The 17469-nt window shown below is 36.2% G+C and carries 20 protein-coding genes and 1 riboswitch; of the genes, 9 read left to right on the top strand and 11 right to left on the bottom strand.

Features of this window, described 5'->3' with window-relative positions:
• Positions 1 to 632: 632 nt before the first annotated feature.
• From AC0KUU_RS15310 to AC0KUU_RS15330, 5 genes are all read left to right on the top strand, one after another.
• Positions 633 to 1286, top strand: a complete 654-nt coding sequence (locus tag AC0KUU_RS15310; protein WP_237074569.1) for a hypothetical protein — start codon at positions 633 to 635, stop codon at positions 1284 to 1286.
• An 84-nt stretch (positions 1287 to 1370) separates the two neighbouring features.
• Positions 1371 to 1961: a TetR/AcrR family transcriptional regulator gene (locus AC0KUU_RS15315; RefSeq protein ID WP_237074568.1), complete on the top strand. Its 591-nt coding sequence runs from the start codon at positions 1371 to 1373 to the stop codon at positions 1959 to 1961.
• Positions 1962 to 2003: 42 nt separating this feature from the next.
• Positions 2004 to 2345, top strand: coding sequence for a DMT family transporter (locus AC0KUU_RS15320; RefSeq protein WP_237074567.1), 342 nt, complete (start codon positions 2004 to 2006; stop codon positions 2343 to 2345).
• A 1-nt stretch (position 2346) separates the two neighbouring features.
• A complete protein-coding gene (locus AC0KUU_RS15325) occupies positions 2347 to 2661 on the top strand; it encodes a DMT family transporter (protein ID WP_013082006.1) in 315 nt (104 codons plus the stop codon).
• Positions 2662 to 2734: 73 nt separating this feature from the next.
• Positions 2735 to 2908 carry a twin-arginine translocase TatA/TatE family subunit gene (locus AC0KUU_RS15330; RefSeq protein ID WP_013055701.1) on the top strand — a complete coding sequence of 58 codons (174 nt, stop codon included), beginning with the start codon at positions 2735 to 2737 and terminating at the stop codon, positions 2906 to 2908.
• Positions 2909 to 2936: 28 nt separating this feature from the next.
• Here the strand turns inward: AC0KUU_RS15330 and AC0KUU_RS15335 are convergent, their stop codons facing one another.
• From AC0KUU_RS15335 to AC0KUU_RS15370, 8 genes are all read right to left on the bottom strand, one after another.
• Complete coding sequence (locus tag AC0KUU_RS15335) at positions 2937 to 4469, bottom strand: sensor domain-containing diguanylate cyclase (RefSeq protein ID WP_237074566.1); 1533 nt, start codon at positions 4467 to 4469, stop codon at positions 2937 to 2939.
• A 369-nt stretch (positions 4470 to 4838) separates the two neighbouring features.
• Positions 4839 to 5066, bottom strand: a complete 228-nt coding sequence (locus AC0KUU_RS15340; RefSeq protein WP_043980077.1) for a helix-turn-helix domain-containing protein — start codon at positions 5064 to 5066, stop codon at positions 4839 to 4841.
• A 4-nt stretch (positions 5067 to 5070) separates the two neighbouring features.
• Positions 5071 to 5217: a YvrJ family protein gene (locus tag AC0KUU_RS15345; RefSeq protein WP_013082003.1), complete on the bottom strand. Its 147-nt coding sequence runs from the start codon at positions 5215 to 5217 to the stop codon at positions 5071 to 5073.
• Complete coding sequence (locus AC0KUU_RS15350) at positions 5210 to 5821, bottom strand: sigma-70 family RNA polymerase sigma factor (protein ID WP_322551772.1); 612 nt, start codon at positions 5819 to 5821, stop codon at positions 5210 to 5212. Before AC0KUU_RS15350 ends, AC0KUU_RS15345 begins: the two co-directional genes overlap by 8 nt.
• A 356-nt stretch (positions 5822 to 6177) precedes the next feature.
• Complete coding sequence (locus AC0KUU_RS15355; RefSeq protein WP_013055693.1) at positions 6178 to 6621, bottom strand: TlpA family protein disulfide reductase; 444 nt, start codon at positions 6619 to 6621, stop codon at positions 6178 to 6180.
• A 119-nt stretch (positions 6622 to 6740) separates the two neighbouring features.
• Positions 6741 to 7283 carry a peroxiredoxin gene (locus tag AC0KUU_RS15360; protein WP_014461319.1) on the bottom strand — a complete coding sequence of 181 codons (543 nt, stop codon included), beginning with the start codon at positions 7281 to 7283 and terminating at the stop codon, positions 6741 to 6743.
• 608 nt (positions 7284 to 7891) lie between these two features.
• Positions 7892 to 8878 carry a Gfo/Idh/MocA family protein gene (locus AC0KUU_RS15365; protein ID WP_162213700.1) on the bottom strand — a complete coding sequence of 329 codons (987 nt, stop codon included), beginning with the start codon at positions 8876 to 8878 and terminating at the stop codon, positions 7892 to 7894.
• 171 nt (positions 8879 to 9049) lie between these two features.
• Positions 9050 to 9682, bottom strand: a complete 633-nt coding sequence (locus tag AC0KUU_RS15370) for an NAD(P)-dependent oxidoreductase (RefSeq protein ID WP_237074563.1) — start codon at positions 9680 to 9682, stop codon at positions 9050 to 9052.
• A gap of 424 nt (positions 9683 to 10106) precedes the next feature.
• Between AC0KUU_RS15370 and AC0KUU_RS15375 the strand changes: the two genes are divergently transcribed.
• The 4 genes from AC0KUU_RS15375 (at position 10107) to AC0KUU_RS15390 (ending at position 13226) form a co-directional block, all read left to right on the top strand.
• Entirely contained in the window at positions 10107 to 10304 is a 198-nt protein-coding gene (locus AC0KUU_RS15375) for a cold-shock protein (RefSeq protein WP_013055689.1), read from the top strand.
• Positions 10305 to 10435: 131 nt separating this feature from the next.
• Entirely contained in the window at positions 10436 to 11215 is a 780-nt protein-coding gene (locus AC0KUU_RS15380; protein WP_237074562.1) for an ABC transporter ATP-binding protein, read from the top strand.
• Positions 11212 to 12939, top strand: a complete 1728-nt coding sequence (locus AC0KUU_RS15385) for a putative ABC transporter permease subunit (protein WP_322551771.1) — start codon at positions 11212 to 11214, stop codon at positions 12937 to 12939. The genes AC0KUU_RS15380 and AC0KUU_RS15385 overlap by 4 nt, the downstream gene beginning before the upstream one ends.
• A 152-nt stretch (positions 12940 to 13091) precedes the next feature.
• On the top strand, positions 13092 to 13226 hold the full coding sequence (locus tag AC0KUU_RS15390) for a hypothetical protein (RefSeq protein WP_255255743.1): 135 nt from the start codon (positions 13092 to 13094) through the stop codon (positions 13224 to 13226).
• Positions 13227 to 13308: 82 nt separating this feature from the next.
• On the opposite strand, the gene AC0KUU_RS15395 is transcribed toward AC0KUU_RS15390, so the two are convergent.
• The 3 genes from AC0KUU_RS15395 to AC0KUU_RS15405 all read right to left on the bottom strand — a co-directional run bounded on the left by AC0KUU_RS15395 (position 13309) and on the right by AC0KUU_RS15405 (position 17443).
• Positions 13309 to 14637: an amidohydrolase family protein gene (locus AC0KUU_RS15395; RefSeq protein WP_322551770.1), complete on the bottom strand. Its 1329-nt coding sequence runs from the start codon at positions 14635 to 14637 to the stop codon at positions 13309 to 13311.
• Between the two features lie 505 nt (positions 14638 to 15142).
• A riboswitch (purine riboswitch) is annotated at positions 15143 to 15244 on the bottom strand.
• A 416-nt stretch (positions 15245 to 15660) separates the two neighbouring features.
• Complete coding sequence (locus AC0KUU_RS15400; protein ID WP_230183675.1) at positions 15661 to 16227, bottom strand: DedA family protein; 567 nt, start codon at positions 16225 to 16227, stop codon at positions 15661 to 15663.
• A 235-nt stretch (positions 16228 to 16462) separates the two neighbouring features.
• Complete coding sequence (locus AC0KUU_RS15405) at positions 16463 to 17443, bottom strand: zinc-binding dehydrogenase (RefSeq protein WP_322551769.1); 981 nt, start codon at positions 17441 to 17443, stop codon at positions 16463 to 16465.
• Between the last annotated feature and the right edge of the window lie 26 nt (positions 17444 to 17469).

Below are 17469 nucleotides of genomic sequence, written 5' to 3' on the forward strand. Positions count from 1 at the left end.
AAACTCATCGTTTTATTTAAAATTTACAGAATAGGTCTAAAGTTTATTTACCTAGAAAAATCCCATCTATACCTTTTTTTACCATAACAACAGGAATATTTTATACACCACTCTTACAATTAACACACGGAAATATTACGTAATTAAAAATTTCTTAACTTTAGAAAACGTTTTGTAATATAAAGGTGGGATAAAAAATATTTTATCCCATTAATTCCTTTTTATGGATATACCAATTGAATTTGTCTAACAACCGTACTTATAAGGATGATAGATAGATATAAAAGTAAAAAAAATACATTTATTTATCATTTTATGCTTACATTTAACTTACTTAAATAGAAAGGACATTAAATATTTTTTTCTAATTATATAAGCATTTAGACTCCATGTGTTCCTAGTTCTTTTGTTGTAATTTTATAGATTTCCTTTATTTAATAATCAATTCAGTAAATCTAAATCTCTTGACTATGGCCTCTTTTCCTATTTTTATTTCAATATTTTCTGAATCTTTCTACCGATAAAGGAGTCTTTCGTCCGTTAAGATTGCCTAGAAAAATGCATGTTTTCTCACTTTTTTGGTATATGATGTTATCATAAAAAGAAGAAGTATCATCAGAAGGAGGAAAACAATGGTTGATACAACCCTTTATTTTCTATTTTCTTTTTGCTATATTGTCCTGTTTTTCTTTAGCATATATGTAGTGCGAAAAAACACTTCGCCGTTTTACATGCTTTTTCTTCCTTTAGTAATAGCTGGACTAATTTACGATAATATAATGATTGGGATTGGTTCATTTATCGGTGAAGGGGATACTTTACGTTCACTCAGCATGCTTCGCTTTTGGTTTCACGCTTTATTTACCCCTACTTTGGTGCTCTTTGCGTATGGCGTAGCGAAATATTCGACGATTACATGGGCTAAAAAACCTGTTGCCGGCATCCTTTTTTTTCTAACTACGTTTGCCTTAATTAGCTATGAAATAATCGAGACGATTAGTCAGCGTATGGAAGTTGTACGTGAATATGGCATTGTTCGCTATACATTAGTAGGATCATCCGGTCCCCCTCTTATGGTTCTCATTGTGGCGATTATTTTGCTTTTTGTTGGAATTTCCTTATTTCGCAAGACGCAATGGAGCAGTATGATGATTGGAGTAGCCGTAATGATTGTAGGAAGTGCCGTGTCAATTCCTATACCAAGCACAGCTGTAACAAATACGTTTGAGCTTATTTTTATCTTCTCTTTATTTTTAACTCAGCGTCATTTAGTGAAAATACATTAAAAAGAAGCGATTCCCTTGCTTCTTTTTTTTACATTTGATATCTTTTACCTAACGAACGTTAGTTAGATTGAGGAGGAGCTTTTCTTGATTGAATTATCAACTGTAGAAAAAATTAGAGCTGCAGCAATGGAGCTCTTTGGAGAAAAAGGCTATACAGAAACATCGCTTGCCGATATCTCATCAAAAGTAGGCATAAAAAAACCTTCCCTGTACGCTCATTTTAAGAACAAAGACGACTTATTTTTACTAACCGTGCATGATTTAATGAATTTATTTTTAACAAAGTTATCTGTTATATACGAACAGCATAAAACAAAGTCTGCTAAAGAACAGCTTCACTGCTTTGTTGTAGATTTCTGCACGATGATTGAAAAAGATTCTTTTGGCCAGATGTACCGTCGTCTTATTTTGTTTCCACCTGAACATTTACAGTCGGAAGTAAAAGCTATTTTCTTAAGAAGCGAACGATTGTCTGATCAAATTCTGCATGCTATTTTTACACATGGAATGGCTGAAGGCGAAATAATTGAACGTCCGATTGATTTGTATATCAATAGCTTTTATTGTTTAACCGACGGACTGTTCATTCAGCGCTTTTATTATGAACCGGAGTATTATGACCAAAAAATTCACGATGCTTGGACGATATTTTGGGAAGGCATACGTGCTAAATAGGCCCTGTAAAAAGGGCTTATTATTATGCAAGGAGGAATTAAAATGGCTTGGATTTACCTTATTATCGCTGGTTTGCTCGAGATTGCATGGGCAATCGGCTTAAAATATTCACACGGATTTACTGAAGTAACTCCAACAATCATTACAATCGTCACAATTGTGATCAGCTTTTATTTCTTTTCAAATGCCTTAAAAAAAATTGCTGTCGGAACAGCTTACGCAGTATTCACTGGTATAGGGGCTGCTGGCACAGCGATACTTGGAATGACCGTTTTAGACGAAGGAGCAAATATTGGAAAGATTTTATTTTTAGGATTAATGATCTTTGGAATCGTTGGTTTAAAGTTGATTTCTACTGAAGAAACAGAAAGAGAGGAATCGTAACATGGCTTGGATTGCATTAATAGCTGCCGGTTTTTGCGAAGTGGGATTTGTGATTTTTTTAAAACTTTCAGATGGGTTTAAGCGGTTGTTTCCTTCGATTGGATTTATCCTTTTCGGTGCAGGAAGTTTTTATCTTCTCTCCTTAGCATTAAAGGAGATACCTATTGGAACAGCTTACGGCATATGGACGGGAGTAGGAGCTGCCGGAAGCGTACTTCTTGGCATGCTTTTCTTTCGTGAAGCAAAAGATATGCGTCGAATTTTATTTATTTTTTGTATTGTAGCAGGTGTAATCGGCCTTAAAATCACTGGATAATGATGTACTACTTCCTTTCTTTTCATGCTATACTAAACTTGTAAACACTTTCAAAAAATAGGAGACGATGACAATGAACCTTGGGTTTGGAGAAATTGCCTTAATTGTATTTGTCGCTCTATTGCTTTTTGGCCCAAAGAAACTGCCGGAATTAGGGAAAGCTGCCGGAAAAACGTTAAAAGAGTTTAAAAACGCTACAAAAGGAATTATGGAAGAAGATGAAAAAGAAAAAGCTCCTCCTAAATAAGAGGCTTATATCTCTTTTAAAAGCTGACTCAAACGTTTGAGTCAGCTTCTTTGTGGTGAGAATATACTGAAATTCGATTTCGACCCGTACGCTTTGCTTCATATAAAGCCTGATCTGCTCCATGGACAATTGAAATCAGCTGTATGTGTTCGGATGGAACGACTGTCATTATTCCAACACTGATTGTGACACACTTAAACACGTCAGAAGCTTGATGGATAATTGCACGCTGCTGCACTTGCTGTCTAATAGCTTCTGCCATTTTTATCGCTTCATATTGATTAGCTCGAGGAAGCAATATACCAAACTCTTCTCCTCCGTATCTTGCAACAAAAGCCGCTTCGTCAAAAACAACGCTTTTAGCAATATTCGCTACTTCTTTTAAGCATTCGTCTCCTTGAATATGGCCATAGGTATCGTTATACGCTTTAAAATAATCAATATCAAATAATAGAAAAGAAAGCGGCTCTTTTTCTTTCTGTGCATATTCCCACTCATTTTCCAGCTGTTTATCAAGAGATCGGCGGTTGTTCAGACCTGTTAATCCATCTTTCATGGACAGCATTTCAAGCTTTTTATTGGCTTTGCGAAGATCACACTCAGCCTTCTTTTTCTCCGTAATATCTCGATATTCCCAATAGTGGCCAATATACACATGGCCTTCATAGATTGGAATGTAGTCACGCGCATAAATTTTACCGTTAATAAACGTAATTTCTTCATCTACTATTGACTCTTTTGAATAAACGGTGCTTTCTACTGTTTTTAAAAACCTAGCAGGATCTTTCAACATAGGAGCGTGAGATAAAAACAGCTGATTACTTTTCAATCCCACGTATTGATTAGGAGGTCCGGGTATGTCAAACATGTCACAAAAAGTTTGATTAATAACAGCTACTTCGCGCTCTGGCGTTTCAATCATGGTACCTGTCTTTGCATTTTGAATCATAACTGAAAACATTTTAGACAGCTTTTTATGCTGACTTGTCGTTACTCGAGATACATATATATATCTACCTACCAGATACACCAAACACCCACCTATAAAAGAAGCAGGCAGTAAATAAATGATAATTGTAGCAGCGTGCTTGATATCTTTAAAAAGAAAGGACAATGAGAAGAATACGCAAAGCAAGCTAATAGAATTCATTAATTGAAAACGAATAAATGGACGATAAGGTAAGCGAACCGTCCACCCAGACAGTAAAGCCATTACGATAATTGCAGCAGCCCCTATTATTCCGCTTGCCGTAATTCCAAACAAAAGCAGACGCATTACCCCTATAATACAAGCCGCAATGATAGCAGGTACCATTCCTGCATAAAGACAGACAATTGTCACCGCTAAAAAGCGAAGGTCAAGAATAATAGTAGAATCTATTTTAATTGTATATATCATTAAAATGCTGCCTAATAGGCCGTAAGAACATCCGTAATAAATTAAGCGATACATTTTGTACCGGCTTATTCCTTCTACTCTAGAAATGATTTGCTCTCGAACTATACTCGCAGCAAACATGAAAGAAATAATTAACGTGATATTAAAGAGAAGTTGACTCACTTTATTCTTCACCTCTTTCCAAAAAGCTAAAACAAAAAACAATAGGCTTCTTAGCTTACATATTGTTTACTGCCCCTTTTTATAAATCGTGCTGTTCGATTTATCGAACAGCACGATTTTTTCCTTCATTAAATAAAACTCTTCTAAACTCTATTCGTTGCCGACAATCCTCTCTATATAAAGAGTGATTATCTTCCTTTTATACAAGAAATTCTACTTGTTAGTATACTACTAAACTCTATTTGCACACATAATATTTTACCTTTTTTTTAATATTTATCCATTTTCTATTTTTTGTATTTTCGTAAGGTAAGTAGTCAAACTTCAGCAAAAATAAAAAAAGAGCGTCGATACAACGAGCGCTCTTTTTTATTTATGGCGTAAAAATTCCCAAAGTCCTGGCGTTTTGGAAAAATCAAACGTCTTAACAGCGGAAAGAATTTTAATCTTTAAATCTTGCTTTACGTCTTCTCTCTCATGCAGCGAAAAGCTTTGAACAGCTTTATTTAGTTTTGGTTCCAGCTTTTTTAATAAACGCCTTGACGCCTCTTCATCTCCAGCTTTCACTTTACTTACAAGCTCATATAGAGTTTCCATTTCTTCACTTCTTTCTTAAGTCAGTTGTTAATTTCTCTACTTTTTCTTCAAGTCTCTTTATATTGTTTTCTACACGCAGTAATAAATAAAAAGAAAGGACAGCAGGAAATCCTACGTTTCCAACAAGTTGAAGCCACTGAGGATCAAACATATCTATCACTCACCTTCATAATTTTTTTCAACTTGCTTAGCGCACGTTGATAATGATTAGAAACCGCTTGCTGAGAAATAGAAAAATAAGCAGCGATTTCTTTATGAGTCCAGCGTTCGACAATAATCAAGTGCAGCATACACTGCTGCTTGGCCGTTAATTGGCGAAATGCATGATGAAGAATACGATTTTCAAGTTGATTTCCTAAAAATTCATGCTCCCATACAGCCCCGTCCTGTACTCCTAGCATATCTTCCACTGTTCGATTTCCATCTAGCGCAGCCGGCTGCTGCAGGCGAAGAGGAATATAAGAACGCTCTTTTTCTTTGATACGCATAACATCTCTGGAATAATGTCTGCAAAGCTTGTTAATATAATGAAGCAATCTAACTTCGCTATAAAACTGATGAAATTCTTTGTTTAGAAGTCTTTGTTCTTTTGTATCATGTTTAACAACCGCTTTTTGTAATCGCTCATAGCGTTCTGGTGTCAAAAATGTATTCATTATATGAGTCTGAAGAGTTGGGCTGTGGTTTGTAAGAAATGTATGAAAGGTACATTCTTTGTCATGCCGCTTTTCTTGCTGCGAATAGAGCTGAGTCATTGTGCAAATCTCCTCCTTTTTTTCTTATACTTATTAAAAAGGGAGAAAAGAGTAAAATAACAACACCAAAAACGAACGCTTGTTCTTATATAAATTTAACTATATTAGGTTTTTTATGTCAATATGATGAATTGCTCATTAATAATGAAAACGACTCAGTAAAAAATAAAAAAGAGATTGAGACATAACGAAATGAATCCAATTTAAAGACGAATAAATAGGATACATGAGCTGATCCCGCTTGTGACACAACAAAAAAAACGAACTACTAATCAAATATTTTGATTAGTGGTTCGTTTTTCACTTCGGCTAAAATATTTTTATCCCGGCCTTTTTATTTCTTCTTCATGTAGAGATTATTCTTCGCCTAAAACGCGGTTAATACGTTTGCGAAGCATCGGCATTCCATTTCCACCCGCTTGGAAATGGCGAAGCTGACCTTCTTTATCAAATACATAATATGCTGGTACATATTTATTTTCAAAAGCGTCTGTTAACTTATGCTCACTGTCTACGTAAATTGGCTGAGTAATATCGTGTCCCATTGCCATTGCCTCAATAACACCCATATCTAAGTCATCTTCCGAACGAGGCATATGAACTGCTACAACATTCAATTGATCATCATACTCATCACGAAGATCATTAACTTCAGGCATTGCTTCTTTACATAAATGGCAGCTTACTGACCAAAAGTGGATAAGCGTTGCTTTATCACCTACTAAGTCTTCCTTTGTTACTTCGTCGTTAATCCAAGATGTTGCTCCAGTTAATTCAGGCATTTGTTCACGTAATTTCATTTTAAAATCCTCCTCCACATTAATTAAACTGAATATTCTGTTTTTTATAGTTAGAAAACTGCCTTTTCTATTTTAATGGCAGCAGTAGAGGAATTTCTCCTCTACTCCACCGCTATTTATTAAAGTGTTTTTTGACCTGGTTTCCAGTTAGCTGGGCAAAGTCCGCCAGTTTGAAGAGCTTGAAGTACACGTAATGTTTCTTCTACGCTGCGGCCGATGTTGTTATGGTTTACAACTGCGTATTGCAATTCACCTTCTGGATTAATAATAAACAACCCGCGAAGCGCTACGCCTTCTTCTTCAATTAACACGCCGTAATCACGTGCTACTGCGTGAGTTGGATCTGCAGCTAATGGATAATTCAAATCTCCAAGTCCATTATCTTTACGATCTGTGTTAATCCAAGCTAAGTGAGTATGAATTGTATCTGTAGAAACGCCTACAACTTCAGCATCTAGATCTTCAAACTCTTCGTAGTGATCTGATAGAGCTGTAATTTCTGTTGGACATACGAATGTAAAGTCCATTGGATAGAAGAACAATACTGTCCATTTACCGTTTTTCATATTTTCTTCTAAACTTACTTTTCCAAATTCCTTATTTGCAAGTACAGCCTCCATTTCGAAGCGTGGTGCTTGTTTTCCTACCATACGTTCTGCCATGTCAAAACCTCTCCTTGTACGATGTATTTTACAAGCTTATGCTTGTATGTATTATTTTTAATGCAATCAATGACAGCTTCTATTTGATAACGATTATTAGTATCATTATAAACTAGTAATGACTATTGATTACATTCTTTATTATACACGAGCTATTATTATAGTCAATACTTTTTTATAATCATTTTAATCTAGGATTGATTATCGAATATTTTCCACTCTTTTTATTCTTTCCTTTGATTAATCCTATGTATGCAGGGATAGATAAAGATAGAAGATACTAAAAAACTTCCCTTGTTTCAACATATTTGCTTTTAAAATGTGCCGAAGCAAGATTTCGAATCTCAATTATGTTCTTTATAGCGACAATAAAAAAGAATGAGACATAACTATCTCAATCCAATTTAGAGACGAACAAATTAGAAAATGATCTAGTATGGATGATGGGTTACACCGCTGTTGATTTTCGTGCAACAGCTAGAAGCAACTTCATACATGAAACCTACTTTTACCCTATCAATAAAAAAATCCGAACGAGCTTGATTCTCCATCAAGAATCAAACTCGTTCGGATCTTTCTTCAACTAAACTACTTTTGCCCAGCCTCTGTTATTTATTATCATTTGGATATACAAGACCGATTTGCTCTCGCACTTTATCCATCACATGCATTGTTAAATATGAATTCTCATAAGAATTTGTGTCCGATTCCATCTTTCCTTGCTTTAACAGCTCTACGAATTCATTTATTTCATAGTACATAGCAGGATAAGGCTGATCGACCGTTAACTCTTCTACCCGTCCGTCATTGTACCGAATTTCTACTTTTTCAGCGGTATGTATTTTGTCAATAATCATACTGCCTTTTTCTCCTTGAATTTCACTTGGCAAATGCGAATTTGTAATTTTAGAATACATGATGACCGCGTCACGATCTTCGTACTCTAAAGCAACTGACCCTTCTCCATCTACTCCAGATTCTAGCATAAACGCCGTTGCCTTTATTTTATGAGGCCCTCCAAACAACGTAATCAGAGGATAAAGACAATATACACCTAAATCCATCAGTGAACCGTTTGCAAGCTCTGGCTTAAAGGCATTAAGCACGATACCTTCTTTATATTTATCGTAACGAGAAGAATACTGACAGTAAGATGCAACGTATTTCCGAATTGGACCAATTTTATGTAAGTTCTCTTGAATCACTTTGAAGTTAGGAAGAAGGGTTGATTTCATCGCTTCCATTAGTAACACCTTGTGATTTTTGGCTGTTTGAATCATGCGAGTTACTTCTGTTGCATTGGCTGCGAGCGGTTTTTCACACAATACATGCTTGTTATTTTTCAAAAATAAGATAGCTTGTTCCGCATGATAAGCATTTGGAGTAGCAATATACACTGCATCAATTTCAGCACTCGCTGCCATTTCCTCTAAATCAGTAAATATATGAGGAATATCATATTTACCTGCAAATTCTTCTGCTTTTTCAATCGTTCGAGAATAAACAGCTGCCAGCTGAAAGTCGTCTACATACTGAGCTGATTCTAACAGTCGATCTGTTATCCAGTTTGTTCCTATTACACCAAAACGAATCATCTTTTCATCTCCTTTTTATCATCTATGTTGTATTGTATCGTTTTTAAAAAGAAAAACGAAGAAATAATAAAAAATCTATACCATTTTCCATTGCTTTATATTTATTTTGTTCCATAAAAAAACAGCTCACATCAAATGCAAGCTGTTTTTCAATATGACTCAAACGTAAGCTTATGCTTTTTCACCCACTACAGCAAAGCGTTCATTCACATGGTTTTTATTCTCTAACTCATCTATTAAAGCAATCGCGTAATCCGCATAGCTAATATAACTTTCATTTTGACTATTTGTGATCACATGATCTTTTCCTAATTGATAGGCTCCCGTGCGAGCACCTTCTGCATCAAAAAAGGCTGCTGGGCTTAAATAAGTCCAATTTATAGTCGACTTTTCAAGTTCTTTTAAACCTTTGCCCATGTTTGAAGCAGTTGGATAATAAGCTGCTGGAAAACCGTCTGTGCTCATTAAAGGCGCTGTTTTTTCTGCATCTACAAATAAACTTCCCGCTCCGCCCACTACTGCGAGTCGCGTTTGCACACCTTGAAATACTTTAATAAGTGATTGTATAGACTCAACGTGAAGCTGTTCGCTTCCAGGAGGTGCATTAAATGCATCTACCACAGCATCAAACTGTTCAATATCTTTTGAAGTGATGGCAAAAATATCTTTTTCCATTACGTTTGTTTGATTTTTTAGTTTAGAAGCATTTCGAACAATGGCTGTTACTTCATGTCCTCTCTGTTTTGCTTCTTCCATAATTAATTGACCTGCTTTTCCTGTTGCTCCAATAACACCAATTTTCATTTTTATTCTCTCCTTTTATTTTCGTTGTAACCAATATAGTTACATACAACACAAAAAAATTTGAGCTTTTTATAGGACTACTAATTCTTCTTAGCTCGTTGTAACCATTATAGTTACAATTCGCTCAATTTGTCAACCTCGGTATTCATTTTTTTTACGAGATAAAAGATTTTAGTGATTGCTAAAGATCCATAAAAAAATAGCTTATTTACCATTTCAAAATATATCCATATTTTCAACTTATTTTTATCTCAGAGTACTTTTTTATGAAAAAAGGTTTCTTTTTTATGAAAAAGTGTTATACTAGGTATATTATTTCTTGTTCGGTGTTAACAAATAGAAAGACTTTCTTTAAAGTGATTCTTATTGAAATTGAGCAGAGATAGTAATATATTCGTGGATTTTCCACACAGGAGGTACTACAATGGTACAAGGTAAAGTAAAATGGTTTAATGCAGAAAAAGGTTTTGGATTCATCGAAGTAGAAGGACAAGACGACGTATTCGTACACTTCTCAGCTATCCAAGGCGAAGGTTTCAAATCACTTGAAGAAGGTCAAGAAGTTACATTTGAAATCGAAGATGGAGCTCGTGGACCACAAGCTGCTAACGTTCAAAAGTAATTGATTAAGAAGCTGTCACTAATGTGACAGCTTCTTTTTATGCTCTTTTTTGGATTTTTTATTACATTTTATGAAACTTTATCCTTTTTCAGTCGTATATGATAGTAGAAAAACAAATGAGGAGGATAAAGATGCACTCTATTTCACTATTAAATGTATCTAAAAGTTACGGTTCGTACAAAGCGGTAAAAAACATTAATTTAACCGTAGAAACTGGCGAACTATTCGGCTTTTTAGGCCCTAACGGTGCAGGAAAAACAACGACTATTAAAATGATGACAGGACTATTAGAACCTTCTTCCGGCTCTATTAATGTGTGCGGAATTAATGTGTGGGAGTCCCCTGTTGAAGCAAAACAAAAAATCGCCTACGTTCCTGATCAACCTACACTTTACTTAAAACTCACCGGCATGGAATACTTACAGTTTGTCGCCTCGATTTTTAAATTATCTGCTGACGAATTCGAGAAACGCTCCACTAAATGGTTACATCTTTTTCAGCTAGAAGAACGAGCACATGAACTCATTGAAGGCTACTCACACGGCATGAAACAAAAAATCGCCTTATGCGGAGCGCTTTTACATAACCCTAAAATTATTTTTTTGGACGAACCAACTGTAGGACTTGACCCCAAAAGTGCACGAACGCTAAAGAATCTATTACGTAGGCTTTGCGATAATGGCGTAACGGTCTTTATCACTACTCATATTTTAGAAATTGCTGAACAGCTTTGTGATCGAATTGGCATTATTTTAGATGGAGAAGTTATTGCTTTAGGTTCTATGAAAGAGCTTAGAGAGCAAGCGAACAATAATCAGTCCAGTCTTGAAGACATCTTCCTCGATTTAATAGGAAATGAAGAGCAGCAAAACATTATAGAAGAACTTGCAAAAGCTGGTGAAAATCAATGATGAAACTCTTGCTCCAAACAGAAGGAAAACTACTTCTTAACCATGTTAAATCTTCTAAAAAACAAGCTTACGCCACGATTGGATTTTCTACTTTATTTATTGCTCTTATTGTGTATTTTCTGTCAAAAGGCGTATGGAGCGTGGCACCCTCTCTCTCTTTTGAGACGGTGAGCAGCTTATTTTCTTATAGCTGTTTATTGTTAATGGGCATGCTTGTCTTAATGGGAATCCCGCAGGTATTTAAAAACTTGTATTCCTCTTTAGATTTATCCTTTTTATTTACAATGCCCATTCCAACAAAACAGCTTTTTTGGGTGAAATATATTAAGAGTTTCCTTTCTACACCATTAATCATGTTTTTTCTATTTTATATACCGTTGATCGTCTACGGTATTCGAGTTCACGCTCATTTTTTATTCTATATTATTTCCTTAGCCGTTTTATTAAGTACAGCCGTGATAGGCCTTTCTATTTGTTATTTACTTAATCTCCTGTTGGTTCAACTTATTCCTGCACAAAGAGCAAACGAGCTTATGACAGCCATGAGTGCTTTATCAGGTGTTATTGTATATGTATTATTTCAACTTCCCAATTTTAGCTCTAATGGAGCACCTTTTGAAAAAGCAATAACAGCCCTTCCCTTATTTCCTAACTGGACACCTTTTTACTGGGCGAGCACAGCAATAACCTCAAGTGCTAAAGGATCTGTTCATGCTTTTTTACCCGCATTAAGTATTATGGGTTTGGCTTTTCTTAGTGTACTTTTATCTTCTTTTTTAGTAGAAAAAGGATTTAGAACTGGATGGGTTCGTTTAAGTGAAGGAAAAGCCAAAAAAAGAGCTAAAATTTCATTTAGCAAAAAATATCGAGTTCACCATCCAGTTATGGTTATTGGGTTGACAGATTGGAAAAATATAAAAAGAGATTTGCGAGAATGGCTCGTTTTTATGCCTTTTGTATTCTTTCTGATATTTCCTACCATTGGCTTTTTAAAAAGTGGAGCTACTTTAGAGAATATTATTTCTTATAAAGATAATGTATGGCTCGGTGTACAAGTTTTCTTTTTATTTTTTTACGCTCTCTTTAATGGGTCAATGTCTGCTTCTTCAATTGCACGTGAAGCAGAGACAGCATCACTTATAAAAAGTCTGCCGATTTCCAGTTGGCAACTTGCACTAGGTAAGCTGTGGATGAGCTGGTTGCTCCCTTTCATCCTGCTATCAACTATTGAAATTGTTTTAGGCTTGTTCATTCATTGGTCTGCTGTGCAAATAATCAGTGGTATTTTGCTAAAAGGAATTTTAACTATTGGGATTAGCAGTATGGGAATTTGGTTAGGTACCATTGGTGCTAAGCACAACCCTAACAACCCTCAGAACCGTCTTACATTTGGTGTGTCGATTCTCTTAGCAATTTTAGCCTATGTGTATTTATTTATTGCCCTTATTCCATTTGCTTTACTAAACCTCCCTTCTTCATTTAAAGTATTTGCAGACGAACTTGCAGGAAGTGGATTCATTGGTTTCATAGCTGGTCTAGTTTCTGAATTGCTTTCATTTAAAATGGCACATCCTACTATAACTTATCTAATAGGCATTGCTCTTATAATTATCTTTTCAATAGGCATTGCTTTTCTGATGTTAAAACTTAGTACAATACGCTTAAACAAAGGTATTCGAGTGGCAAAAGTACAATCACGTTCCACTTTGGGAAGCCAGAGCTAAACAAAACATTTATAGAGATGAGGCACATACAAGAGTATATTCGTCGAAGGAAGTTCCGAACGAAGTGGATTTTTGATGGAGAATCCACTTCGTTCGGATCTTTTCATTAGGATGATGCACGTAGGATTCATGTATATAATTGCTTCTAGCTGTTGATTGGAGGGCAAGACGCAGACTCCTGCGGGAAAAGCGAAATAGGTGAGACCCCGCAGGAGTGCAAGCGACGAGGAGGCTCACCGGCCGCCCGCGGAAAGCGAAGTCTTGAACGGAAATCAACAGCGGTGTAACAAGTAGTGATATCTATTAGATGATTTATACCATTTGTTCGTCTTTAGATTAAATTGATATAGTTATGTCTCAACCTCGTTTTTAACCAATTAAAATTTGGTTTTCCTGCCAAAGATTGGTCAAGTTCGCATCAGCGAGCCGCTGATGCGTCTCTTTTACGCTAAGCCAGCGATGCTTGTTGAAAACAAAGCGAGTTTCGGGAAGTTCAGTCCATATTTCCTGTACAGACTGCACATTTAATAGAACAAAGTTTGCTTCGTTTCCTTCTTCCACTCCATACTTTTCTTTTCCAATCAGCCGGGCTGGTATACTTGTAATCATTCGGAGCAACTGCCGCTGATCATCCGGACTTCCCATATGTGCAGCATAGGCAGTTAGTAACCCTACTTGCAGCAAGTCTGCTTTTCCAAACGGATGAAAGGGGTCGTTCACGTTATCAGATGCAGTAGCAATTGGAATCGCTGCTTTTTGTATGTCGCGAATACGCGTTACGCCTCGTCTTACAATTCCTTTATCTTCTCTTCCCTGTAAATATAAATTAGAAGCAGGTAATGTGACAACTCCAATTTTCGCCTGTTTTAAAAGATTTAAGATTTCTTTCACTTTTGCATCAGTCATTCCTGCAAGCGAGCAAAGATGCCCCACTACCACTTTTCCTTCCATATTTAATTCAATTGTTCTGTGAGCAATATTAATTATTGTATCAACAGACGGATCATCGCTTTCATCCACATGTAAGTCAAGAGATTTATTATAGGCTTGAGCCAGCGAAAATAGAGCATCAATCTCTTTTTCTGGATTTCTAGCTAAATGAGGACAGCCTCCAATCGCATCAATTTCAAGGTCGAATGCTCGTTCAATTTTATTCATCTTATGCATATCATCAATGTCTAGGTTAGAGAATAGCGGAACAACCTGCACGTCCATATACGGGCTTAATTCATCTCTCACTTCGACAGCCGCTTGTAAACTTCGAAATAAACTATCTTCTTCCATGCTGCAGTCAAAATCAATATGCGTTCGAATCGTAGTCGTACCGTTAGCTAATGCCTGTAAAGCAGTTTTTAACATTCGCTGCTTAATTTCTTCTTCTGGAAATGCCGGCAGGCTGCTGCTGTAATTTTTAATGGCTTCTTGAAGAGTTCCAGATATATTGGGCACTTGAGGAAGCGAATGAGCTTTGTCTAAATGCATATGCATATCTACAAATCCTGGTAATAGCACACGACCCTGTGCATCAAGTGACGTTTCTTTTCCTAACACGGCCGCGTGCAGCGGAAAAAACTCGTCACCTTCAAGATAGCCGTTTTGTAAAACGATAGAAGTATACATTCCATTTGAAATTTTCACTTCAAAAAGAGCGTGGTCGTGCATAATTGGCAAACGAACATTAATTAAGTGAAGCAACATAATTCCCTCCTCAATTTTTCAACTTCTTCATTTTTCATAGACCGCTTTATCTTCTCTATCATTTATTGTTTAAAGCATTAATTCGCCAAATTTCGCAAATCACCTTCTCTTTAGAGACCTTTATTTACAGAGAAAAAAGCAAGAACAAAAAAAGGAGCAGCGTCCCCACGCTGCTCATCAAAGAAAAAATGCTAGAAAATAGATAGAATATACTTCCCATGGTTAAATGAGGGCTTACAGATAAAGCTTCAGTGAGTGATTTCATGCTTTGCATCGCTATTCTCCCCAGAAAGCAATGCAGATACAAACAAGAAATTTTCATCACTCGCTCATACTGTAAATAGACACATAAGAAAAAGCCCAAACAAAGGCAGGTCTCTCAAATACAATGAGCAAAAACCTACCCGCCTGGGCTTTTATCCCTTCGGTGTCATATCCACTTCTTTTCAAAAATGAATATGTGAATCGCTTGGACCAAACTTTCTACTGACGTAAAAATGGGAACCTAGATTCACTTTTTACTCATAGTCCTATCATTTACGGTGATAAGGTAGAAACGTCTGAGCCATATTCTCAAACATATATGAGTGAACCGTATTTAGCTTTTTCTTGTCTACAAATATACTATAGGTCTTTCTGTAAGTCAACTATAAACGAATAATCTTTTTAATAAAATTATATATAGTTCGCCTTTTACAAAAGTTTACTTTTTCAAAAAGTTTGTTAAACTATCTAACACAGTAGTTGCATCTTCCTATAATCCTGCTTATACTTCGAACTACTTACATTACCTATAAAGGTCTTCGCTCTGTTGAAGACAAAAAAGCGATCTAGGGTTCCGTTTAACACATGTTAAAGGCTGGTCCGAGAGAGAGCGTACGGAGCGGTTCCGTATACATAAGGGGATAAAAGAGCCGCCTCTAAGTCGAAAACTCGGCTCAGAGGCGGCTCTTTTGAATTATGAAAACCTTAATTTAAAAACTCTCTTATTTTAAGGTAGTGCTTATTTAGGCAGATCCTTTTTTATGTATCTTTTCTCTTTTTCATCCACCAGCCTGCACCAACTATCACTCCGATTACGAGAATAACAAATATTAAACGATCAACATCATGCAAATATTTTTGGATTTTTTCAATATCTCCAAGTCCTCCTACATAGAGCAAAAAAACAAACCACGGAAAAATACCTAAGGTGCTGTATAAAACAAAGTCCCTAGATTTGATTTTACTAAGACCTGCCAAATAGGTTATATAGTTTGCGATACTGATGGGACGGGAAATCGTAATACTCCATTTTCCATATTTATGAAACCATTTTTGGGCACGTTTTATATTTTTTTCACCAAACCAGCGCTTGGTAATAGATTCAAACCTGTATCCCATAACGAACGGAATATAGTTGAATGCGATATAAATAACGGTATTAACAGCTGAAACAATAAGGATTTTCCATATTGAGAGCTGCAGCACCGAGCCAATAAGCAAAATCGATAACGTACACGGAAAAGGAATTGCCGCAGCTTCGATTGCTGTCGCAATAAAGATGCCCACTATGCCTAAATTTTGTACAAAATCAATAAACCCTTGCACCTTTTTTCTCCTTTCAATCATACAAATTTCACGTTCTTTCATCATAACTCAAACTATTCAAAATTTCACGATTTCAAAGCAATTTTACTAGTAAAAAAAGCTCATACGCACCCGTTTGCTATATTTGATTATCTTCTATCATATGCAGTTCATAAGTGAAGTAACGAAAAAAAAGAAAATAGCAGAAAAAGACTCTTTTATTAGTCGTAATAAAAGAGTCTTTTCTGTCCTGCTATTATTTAACTTTAGCAATGATTTTCCCTTTCACATGACGTTTTGAAAGCTCTTCTAATGCACTTGGCACTTCTTTTAACGAGATGATGCGCTCAATCATCGGAGCTACTTTCTTCTCTGCTACTAATGCTAAAAGCTCATCGCCCATTTTTGCTAAATCCGCTTGCGCAATCATGTCATCAATGTGGTGTGCAGCATTTAAAGCTACTTCATGATAAGAAATCACCTTTGTAAAAGGCTTTACTTTTGTATAATCAGGTGCACCAGCAATATGTGCTAAATGTCCTCTATAGGCAATCATATCTAAAGAATCCGTTGCGTTCTTTGCGCTCACCGTGTCAAGCACAGCATCTACGCCGCGGCCATTTGTCAGCTCCAATACTTTTTCCGCGACGTTTTCCTCGCGATAATCAATTACATAATCAGCTCCTAACGACTTCACATACTCATGATTATGTGCTGAAGCTGTTGAGAAAACGGTTTTTCCAGCGTTTTTAGCAAGCTGCACGCCAAAGCCTCCTACGCCTCCAGCTCCTCCATGAATTAAGATGGTTTGAATATGGTTCATTGGAAGTTTACGAAATAGTGCTTCATACGCTGTGTAACCTGCCGTAGGCAAAGCAGCAGCTTCTTCAAATGTAACAGCATCAGGAATGCGCGAAATTGAATGAGCAGTTGTAACCGCATATTCAGCATATCCGCCTTTTTTCATAAAGTCCCCGTGATAGACAACGCGGTCTCCTTTTTTCCAGTCAACTACTCCTTCTCCAACTTCCTCAATTGTCCCAGCTACATCTAAACCTAGAATGTGAGGATATGTCCAATAAGGATTTCCATTAGTAGCCGTTTTATAATCTACGGGATTAAGTCCCACTGCGTGCACTTCAACTACTACTTCCCCTTTATTTGGAAGAGGTTTTTCTATTTCTTCTACTTTCATTTCTGTCCATTTATTTTTATCTTGCAATAATAATGCTTTCACAGTCTAACTCTCCTTTTTAAATCATT

This window comes from Priestia sp. ST2 (assembly GCF_055810735.1).

What these genes read in the sequence shown, in the direction of transcription:
- AC0KUU_RS15330 (WP_013055701.1), top strand. Translation starts at nt 2,735, where the DNA reads ATGAACCTTGGGTTTGGAGAAATTGCCTTAATTGTATTTGTCGCTCTA.
- AC0KUU_RS15345 (WP_013082003.1), bottom strand. Translation starts at nt 5,217, where the DNA reads ATGTTTGATCCTCAGTGGCTTCAACTTGTTGGAAACGTAGGATTTCCT.
- AC0KUU_RS15380 (WP_237074562.1), top strand. Translation starts at nt 10,436, where the DNA reads ATGCACTCTATTTCACTATTAAATGTATCTAAAAGTTACGGTTCGTAC.
- AC0KUU_RS15385 (WP_322551771.1), top strand. Translation starts at nt 11,212, where the DNA reads ATGATGAAACTCTTGCTCCAAACAGAAGGAAAACTACTTCTTAACCAT.
- AC0KUU_RS15325 (WP_013082006.1), top strand. Translation starts at nt 2,347, where the DNA reads ATGGCTTGGATTGCATTAATAGCTGCCGGTTTTTGCGAAGTGGGATTT.
- AC0KUU_RS15310 (WP_237074569.1), top strand. Translation starts at nt 633, where the DNA reads ATGGTTGATACAACCCTTTATTTTCTATTTTCTTTTTGCTATATTGTC.
- AC0KUU_RS15395 (WP_322551770.1), bottom strand. Translation starts at nt 14,637, where the DNA reads ATGTTGCTTCACTTAATTAATGTTCGTTTGCCAATTATGCACGACCAC.
- AC0KUU_RS15355 (WP_013055693.1), bottom strand. Translation starts at nt 6,621, where the DNA reads ATGAAATTACGTGAACAAATGCCTGAATTAACTGGAGCAACATCTTGG.
- AC0KUU_RS15375 (WP_013055689.1), top strand. Translation starts at nt 10,107, where the DNA reads ATGGTACAAGGTAAAGTAAAATGGTTTAATGCAGAAAAAGGTTTTGGA.
- AC0KUU_RS15360 (WP_014461319.1), bottom strand. Translation starts at nt 7,283, where the DNA reads ATGGCAGAACGTATGGTAGGAAAACAAGCACCACGCTTCGAAATGGAG.
- AC0KUU_RS15320 (WP_237074567.1), top strand. Translation starts at nt 2,004, where the DNA reads ATGGCTTGGATTTACCTTATTATCGCTGGTTTGCTCGAGATTGCATGG.
- AC0KUU_RS15350 (WP_322551772.1), bottom strand. Translation starts at nt 5,821, where the DNA reads ATGACTCAGCTCTATTCGCAGCAAGAAAAGCGGCATGACAAAGAATGT.
- AC0KUU_RS15365 (WP_162213700.1), bottom strand. Translation starts at nt 8,878, where the DNA reads ATGATTCGTTTTGGTGTAATAGGAACAAACTGGATAACAGATCGACTG.
- AC0KUU_RS15370 (WP_237074563.1), bottom strand. Translation starts at nt 9,682, where the DNA reads ATGAAAATTGGTGTTATTGGAGCAACAGGAAAAGCAGGTCAATTAATT.
- AC0KUU_RS15340 (WP_043980077.1), bottom strand. Translation starts at nt 5,066, where the DNA reads ATGGAAACTCTATATGAGCTTGTAAGTAAAGTGAAAGCTGGAGATGAA.